A 17,283-nucleotide genomic window follows, 5' to 3' on the forward strand; every position below is an offset into this window, starting at 1 on the left:
AACCTCTAGCTTCGGAATTTCATTTTTATTTTAGGCACATCATCAGAGGGCCAGCGCTCCGGCTGACACAGTGATTCTTTCGGGCTGCCAGCAGGGTCTGCTCCAGATCGTCGCTGCCGCCGACCCGACTTACCTTCCTGAGTTGCAAACCTATTTTCTTTTTGAGAGCAAATCGCCTGAATTTGATGCGTGCATTATTCTGATCATTGCTTGATAGGGCTAATCGTTCATTGCTATCCTATCTATCGCCACGGGCTATCGTGGTCTGGAGGATAACAATGAACATTCGCGATCTTGAATACCTGGTTTCGCTTGCCGAGCATCGCCATTTCCGCCGGGCGGCGGACGCGTGCCACGTCAGCCAGCCGACGCTTAGCGGACAGATCCGCAAGCTGGAGGATGAGCTGGGCGTGATGCTGCTGGAGCGAACCAGCCGTAAAGTGTTGTTCACCCAGGCGGGCATGCTGCTGGTCGATCAGGCGCGCACCGTGCTGCGGGAAGTTAAAGTATTAAAAGAGATGGCGAGCCAGCAGGGCGAAGCCATGTCCGGCCCGCTGCATATCGGGCTGATCCCCACCACCGGCCCCTATCTGCTGCCGCAAATCATTCCGATGCTGCACAAGACCTTTCCCAAGCTAGAGATGTACCTGCACGAGGCGCAGACGCAGCAGCTGCTGGCCCAGCTCGACAGCGGCAAGCTCGACTGCGCGATTCTGGCGCTGGTGAAAGAGAGCGAAGCCTTTATCGAGGTGCCGCTGTTCGACGAGCCGATGAAGCTGGCGGTCTATCAGGATCACCCGTGGCGCGACCGCGATCGCGTGCCGATGTCCGATCTGGCGGGCGAAAAGCTGCTGATGCTGGAAGATGGCCACTGTCTGCGCGATCAGGCGATGGGTTTCTGCTTTGAAGCGGGCGCTGACGAAGATACGCATTTCCGCGCCACCAGCCTGGAGACGCTGCGCAATATGGTTGCGGCCGGAAGCGGCATCACGCTGCTGCCTGCGCTGGCGGTGCCGCAGGAGCGCGTGCGTGACGGCGTCTGCTATCTGCCGTGCTATAAACCTGTGCCGCAGCGCACCATCGCGCTGGTCTATCGTCCCGGTTCGCCTCTGCGCAGCCGCTATGAGCAGCTGGCAGAAGCGATTCGCACGCACATGCAGGGCTATCTCGACACCACGTTAAAACAGGCGGTTTAAGCCGTTCAGCGCGGCCACGCGATAGGCTTCGGCCATGGTGGGGTAGTTAAAGGTGGTATTCACGAAGTACTCGATGGTATTGCCACCGTTTTTCTGCTCCATAATCGCCTGGCCGATATGAATGATTTCCGCCGCGCGTTCGCCAAAGCAGTGAATGCCCAGGATCTCTTTGGTGTCGCGGTGGAACAGAATCTTCAGGCTGCCCACGTTCATGCCGACAATCTGCGCGCGCGCCAGATGTTTAAACTGCGCGCGACCCACCTCATAAGGCACCTTCATCGCCGTCAGCTGCTGTTCGGTTTTGCCCACCGAGCTGATTTCCGGAATGGTATAGATACCGGTCGGGATATCCTCCACCAGGTGCGCGCTGGCTTCCCCTTTGATAATCGCCTGCGCGGCGATGCGGCCCTGATCGTAGGCAGCTGACGCCAGGCTCGGATAGCCGATGACGTCGCCTACCGCATAGATGTGCGGCTGCGCGGTCTGATACATGCTGTTTACCTTCAGCAACCCGCGTCCGTCCGCCTCCAGCCCGACATTTTCCAGCGCCAGCGAATCGGTGTTGCCGGTTCGGCCGTTGGCGTAGAGCAGGCAGTCCGCTTTCACCTTTTTGCCCGACTTCAGGTGCATAATCACGCCGTCTTCAACGCCTTCGATTTTCTCGAACTCTTCGTTGTGGCGGATAACGACGCCGCTGTTCCAGAAGTGATAGGAGAGCGAATCGGACATCTCCTGATCGAGAAACGCCAGCAGACGGTCGCGGGTGTTGATCAGATCGACCTTGACGTTCAGGCCGCGGAAAATCGACGCATACTCGCAGCCGATGACGCCTGCGCCATAGATAATGACGTGGCCTGGCTCGTGGTGCAGGTTGAGGATGGAGTCGGAGTCGTAAATGCGCGGGTGGGTAAAATCGACATCCGCCGGATGGTAAGGGCGGGAACCGCAGGCGATAACGAATTTTTCCGCCGTCAGGCGCTCGCGCGTGCCGTCGTAATGCTCGACTTCGATGGTGTTGGCATCAATAAAGTGGGCGTTGCCCTGAAACAACTCGCAGCGGTTGCGCTCGTAAAAGCCCTGGCGCATTGCGGTCTGCTGGCTGATGACGTTCTCCGTGTGGTTCAGAATGTCGGCGAACGAGGAGCGCAGCAGGCGAGTGTGATCGCTGTAAAGCGGGTTTTGGTTGAATTCGATAATGCGACTGACTGCATGGCGAAGCGCTTTGGAGGGAATGGTGCCCCAGTGGGTACAACCGCCGCCGATGTTATGGTAGCGTTCGATCACTGCGATGCGCGCTCCCTGCTTCACCAGGCCCATGGCTGCACCTTCACCTCCAGGACCGGAGCCAATCACGATGGCATCGTAATCGTAAGACTTTTGCATACCAGTACGTCCTATTTTCTATACATTTTTACAACGAGATTCTAACATCTCGCCGCGCACATCTGAATTCTAACAGTGAAATTCCCCTCGGTTTGACAAAGCGTGAGGTTAACAGGCAGTCACAAACTTTGACCTGTGTACGCTGAAAAGTTTGTTATAGTGCCCCCTTAACTCGTCACAAGGCAGAGACAATGGGCGTCAGAGCGCAACAAAAAGAACGTACAAGACGTACGCTGATAGAGGCGGCATTTAGCCAGCTCAGCGCCGAGCGCAGCTTCGCCAGTTTGAGTTTGCGCGAGGTCGCCAGGGAGGCCGGTATCGCGCCCACCTCTTTTTATCGTCATTTTAAAGATGTTGATGAGCTGGGTCTGACCATGGTCGACGAGAGCGGCCTGATGCTGCGTCAGCTGATGCGTCAGGCGCGTCAGCGTATCGCCAAAGGCGGCAGTATCATCAAAACGTCGGTCTCTACCTTTATGGAGTTTATCGGCAACAATCCCAACGCCTTCCGGCTGCTGCTGCGTGAACGCTCTGGTACCTCCGCCGCGTTTCGCGCCGCCGTGGCGCGTGAAATCCAGCATTTCATCGCCGAGCTGGCGGACTACCTTGAAATCGAAAATCGCATGCCGCGCAGCTTTACCGAGGCGCAGGCGGAAGCGATGGTCACCATTGTTTTTAGCGCAGGCGCGGAAGCGCTGGATGTGGATATCGAGCAGCGTCGCAAGCTTGAAGATCGCCTGGTGCTGCAGCTGCGCATGATCGCCAAAGGCGCCTATTACTGGTATCGCCGCGAGCAGGAACGTCTGGCGGTTACCCTGGAAAAACCCGAAGAGTAAACGATAAGGATAATGCCATGACACAACCGTCTTCCCGCGATAAAGGCACGCTGCTGCTGGCTTTTATTACCGGTTTAGCGATTAACGGCTCATTTTCCGTGCTGTTCAGCGCTTTTGTACCTTTTTCTATCTTCCCGATTATCGCGCTGGGGCTTGCGGTCTGGAGCCTGCATCAGCGCTATCTGAACCGCAATATGCCGGATGGCATGCCGGGTTTGGCGGCGGCGTTTTTCCTGCTGGGTATTCTGGTCTATAGCGCGCTGGTGCGCGCCGAGTACCCCGATATCGGCTCCAACTTTATTCCGACCATTTTGATGGTGGCGCTGGTGTTCTGGATCGCCGTGAAGATAAAGCGTCGCAAGAACAACGACTGACAAATAAAAACGGGAACCTGAGGTTCCCGTTTTTGTTTCTGGCGCGGGACGCTTTGCTCTTCCGTCCACACCACCTGCGTTTTACGCTAATCTGCGATCGTTTATCCGTCTTTGCGCGTCAGCCAGACGCCGCACTCCATATGGTGCGTATAGGGGAACTGATCGAACAGCGCCAGACGGGAAACCTGATGCGTCTGCGCCAGCGTCTGCAGGTTGTCGCACAGCGTCTCAGGGTTGCAGGAGATATAAAGGATGCGCGGATAGGCCTGCACCATCTTCACCGTCTCGTCATCCAGCCCGCTGCGCGGCGGATCGACAAAAATGGTTTCGCACTCATAGCTCTTCAGGTCGATGCCCTGTAGGCGATTGAAGCTGCGCACGCCGTTCATCGCCTGAGTAAACTCTTCCGCCGCCATACGAATAATCTGCACGTTATCGATCTGGTTGGCCTCGATATTGAACTGCGCCGCCGCCACCGACGGCTTGGCGATTTCGGTCGCCAGCACGCGGCGGAAATTGCGCGCCAGCGCCAGCGAAAAGTTGCCGTTGCCGCAGTAGAGCTCCAGCAAGTCGCCGCGCGATCCGCTGGTGACGTCCAGCGCCCATTCCAGCATCTGAATGTTCATCGCCGCGTTGGGCTGCGTGAAGCTGTTCTCTACCTGACGGTAGATCATCTCGCGGCCCGCCACCGGCAGGCGCTCGTCGATAAAGTCGCGATCGAGGCAGATTTTGGTTTTCGTGGCGCGGCCAATCAGCTGTGCCTTATAACCCTTCGCACGCAGCGCGTCGCGCAGGGCGCTTGCCGCTTCCACCCAGTCCGCTTCCAGCTTGCGGTGGTAGAGCAGCGAGATAACAATCTCGTTGCTCATCGTCGAGAGATAGTCGATCTGAAACAGCTTATGGCGCAGCACGCGGTTATCGCGGATCGCCGCGATCATTTCCGGCATCACCGCATTAATCAGCTCGCTGGCGGCGGGAAAACGATCGACGCGAATACGCTCGCGCGTCGCCTGATCGAAAATGATGTGGTAGAGATCGTCGCCATCGTGCCAGAGACGAAACTCCGCGCGCATCCGGTAGTGGCTGACCGGCGAGCGAAACACCTCCGCTTCAGGCGCGGCGAACGGCGTCATCATCGTTTGTAAACGGCTGACTTTCTCGGCCAGTTGCGCGTCGTACTGTTCAGTCGGGAGATGTTCGGGTGTCATGTGCGATCCTGGTTAATAGCAAACTTGCCGGGCGATTGTAGGCATTCACCTGGCATTGTCCAGTCCTGCGCGCGCTGGGCAGTATGGCTGTCTGGACTTCCATTATCACTCCTGTAGACTGCCTGCGCCGGCCTCAGCCTGAGTTAATAGGGAATCCAGTGCGAATCTGGAGCTGACGCGCAGCGGTAAGGAATGTCGTGGCGATCGCCTTGCAGACACTGTCCATCTGGATGGGAAGTCTTCGCCACTTATGGTTCCCAGCCCGAAGACCTGCCGGCGTGACGTCGCAACTCGTACGGTCATCGCGTGCTATCGATCGTATACCTGCGGCATCCTGTTTCGTCTTTTGGATGCTCATAACAATGAAAAAACACTCCGCTTCGCTGTTTGCGTTTAGCGCAACGGCGCTTGCTCTTTGGGCGCAACCTGGTTTCGCTCAGGATAATGATGATACGCAAATTGTCACCGCCAACCGCTTCGCCCAGCCGGCCTCGTCGGTGCTGGCGCCCACCACCGTGGTGACGCGCGCCGAGATCGACCGCTGGCAGGCGAAGAGCCTGACCGATGTGATGCGCCGTCTGCCTGGCGTCGACGTGGCGCAGAACGGCGGGCTGGGGCAAAGCAGCTCGCTGTTTATTCGCGGCACCAATTCGAGCCACGTGCTGATCCTGATTGACGGTATCCGCCTTAACCAGGCGGGCATCTCTGGATCGTCCGACCTCAGCCAAATCCCGCTTTCGCTGGTGCAGCGTATCGAATATATCCGCGGCGCGCGCTCGGCGGTTTATGGATCGGACGCTATTGGCGGCGTGGTGAATATTATTACCGGCCGTGCGCAGCCCGGCACCACGCTGACCGCAGGCGTTGGTTCGAAAGGCTATCAGTCCTACGACGGTTCGACGCAGCAGATGCTGGGCGACGCTACCAAACTGACGCTGGCCGGCAACTACACTTATACCCGCGGCTTCGACGTCGGCGCGGGCTATCCTAACGACTACGGTCCGGCGCAGGGCGACAGAGACGGGTTTATGAGTAAGACCCTCTATGGCAACCTCGAGCACCAGTTCAGCGATGAGCTGAGCGGATTTGTGCGCGGCTACGGTTTCGACAACCGCACCGCCTATGATGGATCCTGGACCTACGACAAGGATTTTAACGTCATCGGGCTGGCGGATACGCGTCAGCTCTATAGTCAGACCTGGGATACCGGCCTGCGCTTCAACCGCGACATCTATTCGACGCAGCTGATCGCCAGCTACAGCCGCACCAAAGATATCAACTACGATCCGCGCAACGGCCGCTACGGCGCCGCTTCCACCTTTGACGATGTCACCCAGTACAACCTGCAGTGGGGCAACACCGTGCAGGTCGGCCAGGGCGCGATTAGCGGCGGCATCGACTGGCAGAAAGAGACCACCGAACCGGGCACCAACTACCTGGCGGAAGGATATGAGCAGCGCAACACCGGCCTCTATCTCACCGGACAGCAGCAGTTCGGCAGCGTGACGCTGGAAGGCGCGCTGCGCGGCGACGACAATAACCAGTTCGGCTGGCACAACACCTGGCAAACCGCCGCGTCCTGGGAGTTTATTTCAGGCTATCGTGCCTTCGCCTCGTACGGCACCGCGTTTAAGGCGCCGAACCTGTCGCAGATTTATAGTCCGGGCTATGGCAATCCCGACCTCGATCCCGAAAAGAGCAAGCAGTGGGAAGGGGGCTTCGAAGGGCTGACCGGGCCGGTTAACTGGCGCGTATCCGGTTACCGCAACGACATTGATAACCTGATTGACAGCGATCCGAATACCTATCGCTACTACAACATCAGCAAGGCGCGTATTAAAGGCGTCGAGGCGACGGCTTCATTTGATACCGGCCCGCTGGGTCATCAGATCTCCTATGACTACGTCGACGCGCGCGACGGCGAAACAGATCAACAGCTGGTGCGCCGCGCTAAGCAGCAGGTTAAGTATCAGCTCGACTGGACGATCTATAACCTCGACTGGTCGGTGACGTATCACTATCTCGGCGATCGCTTTGATAACGACTACAACAGCTATCCTGCCCGTCGCGTTAAACTGGGCGGCGTCAGTTTGTGGGATCTCGCGGCGTCGTATCCGGTCACATCTCAGCTGACGGTTCGTGGTAGAATTGCCAACCTGTTTGATAAAGATTACGAGACAGCGTATGGCTATCGAACTCCAGGAACGGAGTATTACCTCAGCGCCAGCTACAGCTTCTGATCTGCGCCCCACCGTGCTGGTGTTTGACTCCGGCGTGGGTGGGCTCTCTGTCTATGATGAGGTCCGGCAGCTGCTGCCGGATCTGCACTATCTTTACGCGTTCGACAACGCCGGTTTTCCCTATGGGGAGAAGAGCGAAGAGTATATTGTCGAGCGCGTTGTCGATATCGTCGGCGCAATTGCCAGCCGTCATCCGCTTTCGCTTTGCATCATCGCCTGTAATACCGCCAGCACCGTCTCCTTGCCGGCGCTGCGCGCGCGCTTCGGCTTCCCCGTCGTGGGCGTTGTGCCGGCGATTAAGCCCGCGGCGCGCCTGACGCGCAATGGCGTGGTGGGGCTGCTGGCGACGCGCGCGACGGTGCGTCGTCCTTATACGCACGATCTGGTGGCGCAGTTTGCCACCTCATGCCGGATTGCCATGCTGGGCTCGGCGGAGCTGGTGGAGCTGGCCGAACAGAAGCTGCATGGTGAGACTATCGCGCTGGAGGATGTGCGACGCACCGTTCAGCCCTGGCTGCGTATGGCCGAACCGCCTGATACGGTGGTGCTGGGCTGCACGCACTTTCCTTTACTGCGCGAAGAGCTGCAGCAGGTCTTGCCCGAAGGCACGCGTCTGATTGATTCAGGCGCGGCGATAGCGCGTCGCACCGTCTGGCTGCTGGAACATGAGTCGCCTGGCGCGTACTCTTCTCAGGCGAACTGCGCGTTTTGCACCGATCTCAACGGCGAAGCGCTGCAATTGTCGCCGGTTTTGCAGCGTTATGGCTTCCCGTCGCTGGAAAAAGTGTCGGTTTAGGGCAGTTTTGCTGAAAAAACCGGCACTCGAAAATTAATTTGAAATTAGCGCTTGTCAGCCCGGAAGAACTCCCTATAATGCGCCTCCACTGACACGGCAAAACGGCTTACGGAATGCGGTGTTAAGTAAGATTCGGCAAGGTTCGAATCGTCAGGAAAGCAAAAATAAATGCTTGACTGATAAAGCGGAAAGCGTAATATACGCAGCCCGCGCCGCTGAATAATCGCGGCATGCTCTTTAACAATTTATCAGACAATCTGTGTGGGCACTCGAGAGCAGATATCAAAAGCCTTCGGGCTTAAAAAATATCAAGCCTCACGAGTGGACACATAATGACATTCATTATGACGTTTTACAGATGAGCACCGCTTAACTGGTTTAAGCAAATCAAACTTAAATTGAAGAGTTTGATCATGGCTCAGATTGAACGCTGGCGGCAGGCCTAACACATGCAAGTCGAACGGCAGCACAGAAGAGCTTGCTCTTTGGGTGGCGAGTGGCGGACGGGTGAGTAATGTCTGGGAAACTGCCCGATGGAGGGGGATAACTACTGGAAACGGTAGCTAATACCGCATAACGTCGCGAGACCAAAGTGGGGGACCTTCGGGCCTCACACCATCGGATGTGCCCAGATGGGATTAGCTAGTAGGTGGGGTAACGGCTCACCTAGGCGACGATCCCTAGCTGGTCTGAGAGGATGACCAGCCACACTGGAACTGAGACACGGTCCAGACTCCTACGGGAGGCAGCAGTGGGGAATATTGCACAATGGGCGCAAGCCTGATGCAGCCATGCCGCGTGTATGAAGAAGGCCTTCGGGTTGTAAAGTACTTTCAGCGGGGAGGAAGGCGATGCGGTTAATAACCGCGTCGATTGACGTTACCCGCAGAAGAAGCACCGGCTAACTCCGTGCCAGCAGCCGCGGTAATACGGAGGGTGCAAGCGTTAATCGGAATTACTGGGCGTAAAGCGCACGCAGGCGGTCTGTCAAGTCGGATGTGAAATCCCCGGGCTTAACCTGGGAACTGCATTCGAAACTGGCAGGCTAGAGTCTTGTAGAGGGGGGTAGAATTCCAGGTGTAGCGGTGAAATGCGTAGAGATCTGGAGGAATACCGGTGGCGAAGGCGGCCCCCTGGACAAAGACTGACGCTCAGGTGCGAAAGCGTGGGGAGCAAACAGGATTAGATACCCTGGTAGTCCACGCCGTAAACGATGTCGACTTGGAGGCTGTTTCCTTGAGAAGTGGCTTCCGGAGCTAACGCGTTAAGTCGACCGCCTGGGGAGTACGGCCGCAAGGTTAAAACTCAAATGAATTGACGGGGGCCCGCACAAGCGGTGGAGCATGTGGTTTAATTCGATGCAACGCGAAGAACCTTACCTACTCTTGACATCCAGAGAACTTGCCAGAGATGGCTTGGTGCCTTCGGGAACTCTGAGACAGGTGCTGCATGGCTGTCGTCAGCTCGTGTTGTGAAATGTTGGGTTAAGTCCCGCAACGAGCGCAACCCTTATCCTTTGTTGCCAGCGATTCGGTCGGGAACTCAAAGGAGACTGCCGGTGATAAACCGGAGGAAGGTGGGGATGACGTCAAGTCATCATGGCCCTTACGAGTAGGGCTACACACGTGCTACAATGGCGCATACAAAGAGAAGCGACCTCGCGAGAGCAAGCGGACCTCATAAAGTGCGTCGTAGTCCGGATCGGAGTCTGCAACTCGACTCCGTGAAGTCGGAATCGCTAGTAATCGTGGATCAGAATGCCACGGTGAATACGTTCCCGGGCCTTGTACACACCGCCCGTCACACCATGGGAGTGGGTTGCAAAAGAAGTAGGTAGCTTAACCTTCGGGAGGGCGCTTACCACTTTGTGATTCATGACTGGGGTGAAGTCGTAACAAGGTAACCGTAGGGGAACCTGCGGTTGGATCACCTCCTTACCTGAAGATACTGCCTTTCGAAGTGCTCACACAGATTGTCTGATAGAAAGTAACGAGCAGAAAAACCTCTACAGGCTTGTAGCTCAGGTGGTTAGAGCGCACCCCTGATAAGGGTGAGGTCGGTGGTTCAAGTCCACTCAGGCCTACCAATTCGCACTCATGCTGCGTTATGTTTCCGTCTCGCATAGTTCACTATGCTTCGCGAAAACATGCCTTGCCTGAGCACGAATTCACGTTTCTCCTTAAGGGAAAGGTTGAGTGGTAGTAGACGGTCTCTGCAGTAACTGTATGGGGCTATAGCTCAGCTGGGAGAGCGCCTGCCTTGCACGCAGGAGGTCAGCGGTTCGATCCCGCTTAGCTCCACCATACTGTTTTCTGAAATACTTCAGAGCGTACCGGAAACGGTGGGCTGCGAAGTATTATGCTCTTTAACAATCCGGAACAAGCTGAAAATTGAAACGACGCGCGGCGTTATTCCCCCGTAACAGGGAGTAAAGGCGGCGCGTTCGAGTCTCTCAATTAATCACATCCGCGACGTCGCAAGACGCCTGTGGGTTGTGAGGTTAAGCGACTAAGCGTACACGGTGGATGCCCTGGCAGTCAGAGGCGATGAAGGACGTGCTAATCTGCGAAAAGCGCCGGCAAGGTGATATGAACCGCAACAGCCGGCGATGTCCGAATGGGGAAACCCAGTGTGTTTCGACACACTATCGCAACATGAATACATAGTGTTGCGAGGCGAACCGGGGGAACTGAAACATCTAAGTACCCCGAGGAAAAGAAATCAACCGAGATTCCCCCAGTAGCGGCGAGCGAACGGGGAGCAGCCCAGAGCCTGAATCAGCTTGTGTGTTAGTGGAAGCGTCTGGAAAGTCGCAGGGTACAGGGTGATACTCCCGTACACGAAAACACACATTCTGTGAGCTCGATGAGTAGGGCGGGACACGTGGTATCCTGTCTGAATATGGGGGGACCATCCTCCAAGGCTAAATACTCCTGACTGACCGATAGTGAACCAGTACCGTGAGGGAAAGGCGAAAAGAACCCCGGCGAGGGGAGTGAAACAGAACCTGAAACCGTGTACGTACAAGCAGTGGGAGCCTCTTTGTGGGGTGACTGCGTACCTTTTGTATAATGGGTCAGCGACTTATATTCTGTAGCAAGGTTAACCGTATAGGGGAGCCGCAGGGAAACCGAGTCTTAACTGGGCGTTAAGTTGCAGGGTATAGACCCGAAACCCGGTGATCTAGCCATGGGCAGGTTGAAGGTTGGGTAACACTAACTGGAGGACCGAACCGACTAATGTTGAAAAATTAGCGGATGACCTGTGGCTGGGGGTGAAAGGCCAATCAAACCGGGAGATAGCTGGTTCTCCCCGAAAGCTATTTAGGTAGCGCCTCGTGAACTCATCTCCGGGGGTAGAGCACTGTTTCGGCTAGGGGGCCATCCCGGCTTACCAACCCGATGCAAACTGCGAATACCGGAGAATGTTATCACGGGAGACACACGGCGGGTGCTAACGTCCGTCGTGAAGAGGGAAACAACCCAGACCGCCAGCTAAGGTCCCAAAGTCATGGTTAAGTGGGAAACGATGTGGGAAGGCCCAGACAGCCAGGATGTTGGCTTAGAAGCAGCCATCATTTAAAGAAAGCGTAATAGCTCACTGGTCGAGTCGGCCTGCGCGGAAGATGTAACGGGGCTAAACCATGCACCGAAGCTGCGGCAGCGACGCGCAAGCGTTGTTGGGTAGGGGAGCGTTCTGTAAGCCGTCGAAGGTGTGCTGTGAGGCATGCTGGAGGTATCAGAAGTGCGAATGCTGACATAAGTAACGATAAAGCGGGTGAAAAGCCCGCTCGCCGGAAGACCAAGGGTTCCTGTCCAACGTTAATCGGGGCAGGGTGAGTCGACCCCTAAGGCGAGGCCGAAAGGCGTAGTCGATGGGAAACAGGTTAATATTCCTGTACTTGGTGTTGCTGCGAAGGGGGGACGGAGAAGGCTATGTTGGCCGGGCGACGGTTGTCCCGGTTTAAGCGTGTAGGCTGAGCATCCAGGCAAATCCGGATGCTTAAGGCTGAGGCGTGACGACGAGGCACTACGGTGCTGAAGCAACAAATGCCCTGCTTCCAGGAAAAGCCTCTAAGCATCAGGCAACACGAAATCGTACCCCAAACCGACACAGGTGGTCAGGTAGAGAATACCAAGGCGCTTGAGAGAACTCGGGTGAAGGAACTAGGCAAAATGGTGCCGTAACTTCGGGAGAAGGCACGCTGGCGCGTAGGTGAGGGGACTTGCTCCCGGAGCCGAGGCCAGTCGAAGATACCAGCTGGCTGCAACTGTTTATTAAAAACACAGCACTGTGCAAACACGAAAGTGGACGTATACGGTGTGACGCCTGCCCGGTGCCGGAAGGTTAATTGATGGGGTTATCCGCAAGGAGAAGCTCTTGATCGAAGCCCCGGTAAACGGCGGCCGTAACTATAACGGTCCTAAGGTAGCGAAATTCCTTGTCGGGTAAGTTCCGACCTGCACGAATGGCGTAATGATGGCCAGGCTGTCTCCACCCGAGACTCAGTGAAATTGAAATCGCTGTGAAGATGCAGTGTACCCGCGGCAAGACGGAAAGACCCCGTGAACCTTTACTACAGCTTGACACTGAACACTGGTCCTTGATGTGTAGGATAGGTGGGAGGCTTTGAAGCGTGGACGCCAGTCTGCGTGGAGCCGTCCTTGAAATACCACCCTTTAATGGCTGGTGTTCTAACGTAGGCCCGTTACCCGGGCTGCGGACAGTGTCTGGTGGGTAGTTTGACTGGGGCGGTCTCCTCCCAAAGCGTAACGGAGGAGCACGAAGGTTGGCTAATCCTGGTCGGACATCAGGAGGTTAGTGCAATGGCATAAGCCAGCTTGACTGCGAGAGTGACGGCTCGAGCAGGTGCGAAAGCAGGTCATAGTGATCCGGTGGTTCTGAATGGAAGGGCCATCGCTCAACGGATAAAAGGTACTCCGGGGATAACAGGCTGATACCGCCCAAGAGTTCATATCGACGGCGGTGTTTGGCACCTCGATGTCGGCTCATCACATCCTGGGGCTGAAGTAGGTCCCAAGGGTACGGCTGTTCGCCGTTTAAAGTGGTACGCGAGCTGGGTTTAGAACGTCGTGAGACAGTTCGGTCCCTATCTGCCGTGGGCGCTGGAAAACTGAGGGGGGTTGCTCCTAGTACGAGAGGACCGGAGTGAACGCACCGCTGGTGTTCGGGTTGTCATGCCAATGGCACTGCCCGGTAGCTAAGTGCGGAAGAGATAAGTGCTGAAAGCATCTAAGCACGAAACTTGCCCCGAGATGAGTTTTCCCTGACCCCTTGAGGGTCCTGAAGGGACGTTGAAGACGACGACGTTGATAGGCCGGGTGTGTAAGCGCAGCGATGCGTTGAGCTAACCGGTACTAATGACCCGTGAGGCTTAACCTTACAACGCCAGAGGCGTTTTGTGAGACGCGAGATTTTCAGCTTGTACCGGATATATTCTGCGCGGCCCGTCGGGCGGCGCGGAAGACAGAATTTGCCTGGCGGCCTTAGCGCGGCGGTCCCACCTGACCCCATGCCGAACTCAGAAGTGAAACGCCGTAGCGCCGATGGTAGTGTGGGGCCTCCCCATGCGAGAGTAGGGAACTGCCAGGCATCCAAATTGGTATCCACCCGCGAGGGTGACACCGGTTATCAGCGAGACCCCGCTGGTAGCAGCAGTATTCGGTGGTGCGGTAGTTCAGTCGGTTAGAATACCGGCCTGTCACGCCGGGGGTCGCGGGTTCGAGTCCCGTCCGCACCGCCACCCTCTTTAGGGGCGTAGTTCAATTGGTAGAGCACCGGTCTCCAAAACCGGGTGTTGGGGGTTCGAGTCCCTCCGCCCCTGCCAGAAAAAAGAATCCTTTGCTTCGGCAAAGGATTTTTTTTTGCTTTTTATTCAGCAAAAGATCAAACAAAAGGCCGACAACGTCAGCCTCTTCGCCTTTTATGCCTGCAATGTCAGCGCGCCAGTACCGGAAACTTAAGCAGCTGTCGAATATGCGCCTGCTGATCGCTGTTCTGCAGCCACACCGCATATAAAGGACGCACTGCCACCGGCGTATCGGGGATCACCATAAGATCGCTGTACAGGCTATGCCAGTAGTCTGGCAAAAAGGCGCAGGCGCCCGTGGTATAAAGCAGCTCGCGCGTCACGTGCGCCGAGGTGGTGGTTAGCACAGGAACATCATCGCCGCCTGACAAATAGCTTTCATGCTGATGGAAGTCCGCGCCCCATTCCAGCTTGATATAGTCATACTTCTCACGCTTCTCTGTTTTACGCGCCCGAAACAGCGCCAGAGAGATATGGCCGATCTGCTGGCTGGTCAGCTCATCCATCTTCGGCGCTTCGGTAGTGACCAGCAGATCCAGCTGGCGCTCGTGTAGCTGCTTAACCAGAAGATGCCTCTGCGCCACGCGCGCTTCAAGATGCAGGCTCTCCCGATTCTCATAAAGGGTTTGCAGCCACGGCGTCAGGTAGGCCTCCCAGAGCGACGCGCTGGCCCCTATCGACAGCTCGTGGTGCTGCTGCGTATGCGAAACCTCTTTTTTCGCCATCATCCATGTGCTCATCAGGCTTTCCGCATAGGGCAGCAGGCGCTCTCCCGCCGACGTCAGCCGTATGTTATTGCGATGACGAGTAAAAAGGTTAACGCCCAGCTGATTTTCCAGCTGACGGATGCGAAAGCTGACGGCGGACTGTGTGAGGTAAAGTGCTTCCGCAGCCCGCCCAAAATGGCGAGTTCTGCTCACTTCCAGGAAAGTTTTCAGTAATTCCGTATCCACAGCTTTCTCCCAAAAAATGTTTGTCGTATAGATTTAAATGTTTTGTTTTACACTCTGTCAAGCCTATCTAATACTCCGCGCCATTAATAGCTCGGCCATAAGAGAATCAGGAGCGTGTAAGATGGCGGAAAGCTTCTCAACCACAAATCGTTTCTTTGATAACAAACATTATCCGCGCGGTTTCTCGCGGCATGGTGATTTCACCATTAAAGAAGCCCAATTGCTGGAACGTCATGGTTTCGCTTTTAATGAACTCGATTTAGCAAAGCGTGAGCCGACTACGGAAGAAGAGCGTCTTTTCTTAGAAGTATGTCGTGGTCTGCGTGAGCCGCAAACTGAAGCTGAGCGCGTATGGTCTAAATACACCTCTCGCATTAAGCGCCCTAAACGTTTTCATACGCTTTCAGGCGGCAAGCCGCAGATGGATACGGTTGAAGACTACAGCGACAGCGATGACTAAACAAAATGGGGCAATCAGCCCCATTTTTTATTCCAGGCTGCGGTGCAGGTGAATCATTAGCCGGTCGATGCTGCGATAAGCGACCGCCTCCTGCAGATGTCTCCGTAAAATCCTCTCTTCCCCTGTCAGATCGGCAATCGTCCGCGCCACCTTTAAAATGCGCTGCCATGCCCGCACGGATAATCCCAGCTGATTCAGCACCTCTTCGAGCCATTCCGCATCCTCTCTGGCGATATCGCACCACATCTTGATGTCGACGTTACTCATATGCGCATTGATCTTGCCTGCACGCGCCATTTGCAGCGCGCGCGCCTTTATTACTCGCTCACCGACGCTGGCTGAACTCTCGCCCGCCTCGGGCTGCCGGCTCAGCATCCCGCTCGGCAGCAGCGGCACCTCAATCGACAGGTCGAAGCGATCGAGAAAAGGCCCGGAGAGTTTGCTCAGATAACGCAGCACCTGCTGCGGCGAGCAGCGGTTGTGCTGCCCCTGATAGTGGCCTGTCGGGCTTGGGTTCATGGCGGCAATCAGCTGAAAGCGCGCCGGATAGGTCACTTTCGCGCGGGCGCGGGAAATAGCGATTTCGCCGGACTCGATAGGCTCCCGCAGCGCATCCAGCACGCGCCGGTCAAATTCCGGCAGCTCATCCAGAAACAGCACGCCGTTATGCGCCAGCGAAATCTCCCCGGGCCGGGGCAGCGATCCGCCGCCGATAAGCGCGTAAAGCGACGCGCTATGATGTGGCGAGCGAAAAGGGCGCTTGCGCCAGGCATTTCGCATCCTGACCTTATCTACCAGGCTGGCGATAGCGGCGCACTCCAGCGCTTCTGCGTCGCTGAGCGGCGGCATAATGCCGGGCAGACGCGTCGCCAGCATGGTCTTGCCCGTGCCGGGAGGGCCAATCAGCAGCAGGTTATGACCGCCCGCTGCGGTAATCTCCAGCGCCCGACGTCCCTGTTCCTGACCAATGATATCGCTCAGGTCTTCCGCCGGTTCTTCAGACCGATCCTGCAGAGAATGGGCGCGTGCAAGCTCGCCCTGATTTTGCAGCCAGGCGCAGACTTCCAGCAGATGGGCGGCGACCAGCGTATCGCCATGTTGAATCAGGCCAACATCCTGCTGATTTTCCTGAGAGAGGATCAGCTGCCGCCCGGCCCGCATCGCCGCCATCGCGGCCGGAATCGCGCCCTGAACGCCGCAGAGCGCGCCGTTAAGCGCAAGCTCGCCTACGAACTCATGCTGCGCCAGTTTCGCCTCAGGAAGCTGTTCAGACGCCACGAGAATCGCGAGAGCCATCGGCAGATCGTAACGCCCGCCCTCTTTAGGCAGGTCGGCGGGCGCCAGATTAATGGTGATGCGCTTTGCTGGAAAGCTGAAGCCGCTGTTAATAATGGCGCTGCGCACCCGTTCGCGCGCCTCTTTCACCGTGGTTTCGGGCAAACCGACGAGCGTCAGCGCGGGCAGGCCGCTGCTGATATGCGCTTCTATGGTGACCAGTGGCGCCTCTACGCCTAGCGCCGCTCGGGTAAGAACTCTGGACAATGTCATAACCGCTCCTTAACGCGGCGATTATGGCGAGACCGAAAGGCGACAGCGAGTCCAAAGAATGCATCTTTCGGCAGAGCCCGCAGTAAAGCCGCGGAAGAGTCACCTGAATGCATTTTTTCTGGAGCGGCTTAACAAATATCAGACTTAATTATTGCGTCACGGACGTGATGAATATTTGTCACACATAAAATAAGTCTTTAATTACAGTCTGATATCTATTTATCCCCGCAACGGCCATAAAAAAAAGCGATGGAAAAAGTTGTCATTGCACCTATAACTGTGATAACTCTGTAGGTATTACTTCGAACAAACGAAAAAACAGACAACAGATGAAAGCCCTTCTACAAGTGATTAGCCTAGTCGTGATTAGCGTGGTGGTGATTATTAACCCACCGTGCGGGGCTACGCCTGGAGAAAGAAAGGCTTAAAAATCAAGCCTGGAATTCGAAAAACCCCCGC

The 17,283-nt window shown here is 56.2% G+C and carries 11 protein-coding genes, 4 tRNA genes, 3 rRNA genes and 1 riboswitch; of the genes, 14 read left to right on the top strand and 4 right to left on the bottom strand.

Annotated elements, in window-relative coordinates:
• Window positions 1-278: 278 nt before the first annotated feature.
• Window positions 279-1,196, top strand: a complete 918-nt coding sequence (gene oxyR / locus AC6I7Z_RS00445) for a DNA-binding transcriptional regulator OxyR (RefSeq protein ID WP_497812774.1) — start codon at window positions 279-281, stop codon at window positions 1,194-1,196.
• On the opposite strand, the gene sthA is transcribed toward oxyR, so the two are convergent.
• Entirely contained in the window at window positions 1,179-2,579 is a 1,401-nt protein-coding gene (gene sthA / locus AC6I7Z_RS00450; protein ID WP_103797160.1) for a Si-specific NAD(P)(+) transhydrogenase, read from the bottom strand. The two genes, oxyR and sthA, sit on opposite strands and share 18 nt — an antisense overlap.
• 191 nt (window positions 2,580-2,770) lie before the next feature.
• On the opposite strand from sthA, the gene fabR reads away from it, so the two are divergent.
• Together fabR and AC6I7Z_RS00460 are read left to right on the top strand one after the other, a co-directional pair.
• On the top strand, window positions 2,771-3,415 hold the full coding sequence (fabR, locus tag AC6I7Z_RS00455; protein WP_497812775.1) for an HTH-type transcriptional repressor FabR: 645 nt from the start codon (window positions 2,771-2,773) through the stop codon (window positions 3,413-3,415).
• Window positions 3,416-3,432: 17 nt separating this feature from the next.
• On the top strand, window positions 3,433-3,789 hold the full coding sequence (locus AC6I7Z_RS00460) for a YijD family membrane protein (RefSeq protein ID WP_497812776.1): 357 nt from the start codon (window positions 3,433-3,435) through the stop codon (window positions 3,787-3,789).
• A 101-nt stretch (window positions 3,790-3,890) separates the two neighbouring features.
• Here AC6I7Z_RS00460 and trmA read toward each other — a convergent pair whose 3' ends face one another.
• Complete coding sequence (gene trmA / locus AC6I7Z_RS00465; protein ID WP_497812777.1) at window positions 3,891-4,997, bottom strand: tRNA (uridine(54)-C5)-methyltransferase TrmA; 1,107 nt, start codon at window positions 4,995-4,997, stop codon at window positions 3,891-3,893.
• 112 nt (window positions 4,998-5,109) lie between these two features.
• Window positions 5,110-5,289, top strand: a riboswitch (cobalamin riboswitch).
• A gap of 70 nt (window positions 5,290-5,359) precedes the next feature.
• Here trmA and btuB point away from each other — a divergent pair.
• From btuB to AC6I7Z_RS00510, 9 genes are all read left to right on the top strand, one after another.
• Entirely contained in the window at window positions 5,360-7,237 is a 1,878-nt protein-coding gene (btuB, locus tag AC6I7Z_RS00470; protein WP_497812778.1) for a TonB-dependent vitamin B12 receptor BtuB, read from the top strand.
• Complete coding sequence (murI, locus tag AC6I7Z_RS00475; protein WP_497812779.1) at window positions 7,182-8,033, top strand: glutamate racemase; 852 nt, start codon at window positions 7,182-7,184, stop codon at window positions 8,031-8,033. Before btuB ends, murI begins: the two co-directional genes overlap by 56 nt.
• Before the next feature lie 395 nt (window positions 8,034-8,428).
• Window positions 8,429-9,970: ribosomal RNA gene (locus AC6I7Z_RS00480) — 16S ribosomal RNA — on the top strand.
• A 72-nt stretch (window positions 9,971-10,042) separates the two neighbouring features.
• Window positions 10,043-10,119, top strand: a tRNA-Ile gene (locus AC6I7Z_RS00485).
• A gap of 141 nt (window positions 10,120-10,260) precedes the next feature.
• A tRNA-Ala gene (locus tag AC6I7Z_RS00490) sits at window positions 10,261-10,336 on the top strand.
• A gap of 195 nt (window positions 10,337-10,531) precedes the next feature.
• Window positions 10,532-13,436 (top strand): 23S ribosomal RNA (locus AC6I7Z_RS00495).
• 94 nt (window positions 13,437-13,530) lie between these two features.
• A 5S ribosomal RNA gene (rrf, locus tag AC6I7Z_RS00500) occupies window positions 13,531-13,646 on the top strand.
• Together the 16S, 23S and 5S rRNA genes with 4 tRNA genes alongside form the textbook arrangement of a ribosomal RNA operon.
• 74 nt (window positions 13,647-13,720) lie before the next feature.
• Window positions 13,721-13,797, top strand: a tRNA-Asp gene (locus AC6I7Z_RS00505).
• 8 nt (window positions 13,798-13,805) lie between these two features.
• Window positions 13,806-13,881 (top strand) — tRNA-Trp (locus tag AC6I7Z_RS00510).
• 110 nt (window positions 13,882-13,991) lie between these two features.
• On the opposite strand, the gene hdfR is transcribed toward AC6I7Z_RS00510, so the two are convergent.
• Window positions 13,992-14,816, bottom strand: coding sequence for an HTH-type transcriptional regulator HdfR (gene hdfR, locus AC6I7Z_RS00515; RefSeq protein WP_081136806.1), 825 nt, complete (start codon window positions 14,814-14,816; stop codon window positions 13,992-13,994).
• Window positions 14,817-14,937: 121 nt separating this feature from the next.
• Here hdfR and AC6I7Z_RS00520 point away from each other — a divergent pair, with 121 nt between their 5' ends.
• Window positions 14,938-15,276 carry a MaoP family protein gene (locus AC6I7Z_RS00520; RefSeq protein ID WP_497812780.1) on the top strand — a complete coding sequence of 113 codons (339 nt, stop codon included), beginning with the start codon at window positions 14,938-14,940 and terminating at the stop codon, window positions 15,274-15,276.
• 27 nt (window positions 15,277-15,303) lie between these two features.
• Here AC6I7Z_RS00520 and AC6I7Z_RS00525 read toward each other — a convergent pair whose 3' ends face one another.
• Complete coding sequence (locus AC6I7Z_RS00525; RefSeq protein WP_497812781.1) at window positions 15,304-16,824, bottom strand: YifB family Mg chelatase-like AAA ATPase; 1,521 nt, start codon at window positions 16,822-16,824, stop codon at window positions 15,304-15,306.
• Between the two features lie 329 nt (window positions 16,825-17,153).
• Here AC6I7Z_RS00525 and ilvL point away from each other — a divergent pair, with 329 nt between their 5' ends.
• Entirely contained in the window at window positions 17,154-17,252 is a 99-nt protein-coding gene (gene ilvL, locus AC6I7Z_RS00530) for an ilv operon leader peptide (RefSeq protein ID WP_084882286.1), read from the top strand.
• Window positions 17,253-17,283 lie beyond the last annotated feature (31 nt).

The organism is Pantoea sp. X-Soil-MYKO-1289, from assembly GCF_059730625.1.

Bases quoted from the DNA above. Each gene is read 5' to 3' on its own strand.
- AC6I7Z_RS00460 (WP_497812776.1), top strand. From the start codon at position 3,433: ATGACACAACCGTCTTCCCGCGATAAAGGCACGCTGCTGCTGGCTTTT.
- fabR (WP_497812775.1), top strand. From the start codon at position 2,771: ATGGGCGTCAGAGCGCAACAAAAAGAACGTACAAGACGTACGCTGATA.
- btuB (WP_497812778.1), top strand. From the start codon at position 5,360: ATGAAAAAACACTCCGCTTCGCTGTTTGCGTTTAGCGCAACGGCGCTT.
- oxyR (WP_497812774.1), top strand. From the start codon at position 279: ATGAACATTCGCGATCTTGAATACCTGGTTTCGCTTGCCGAGCATCGC.
- trmA (WP_497812777.1), bottom strand. From the start codon at position 4,997: ATGACACCCGAACATCTCCCGACTGAACAGTACGACGCGCAACTGGCC.
- AC6I7Z_RS00525 (WP_497812781.1), bottom strand. From the start codon at position 16,824: ATGACATTGTCCAGAGTTCTTACCCGAGCGGCGCTAGGCGTAGAGGCG.
- AC6I7Z_RS00520 (WP_497812780.1), top strand. From the start codon at position 14,938: ATGGCGGAAAGCTTCTCAACCACAAATCGTTTCTTTGATAACAAACAT.
- ilvL (WP_084882286.1), top strand. From the start codon at position 17,154: ATGAAAGCCCTTCTACAAGTGATTAGCCTAGTCGTGATTAGCGTGGTG.
- murI (WP_497812779.1), top strand. From the start codon at position 7,182: ATGGCTATCGAACTCCAGGAACGGAGTATTACCTCAGCGCCAGCTACA.
- sthA (WP_103797160.1), bottom strand. From the start codon at position 2,579: ATGCAAAAGTCTTACGATTACGATGCCATCGTGATTGGCTCCGGTCCT.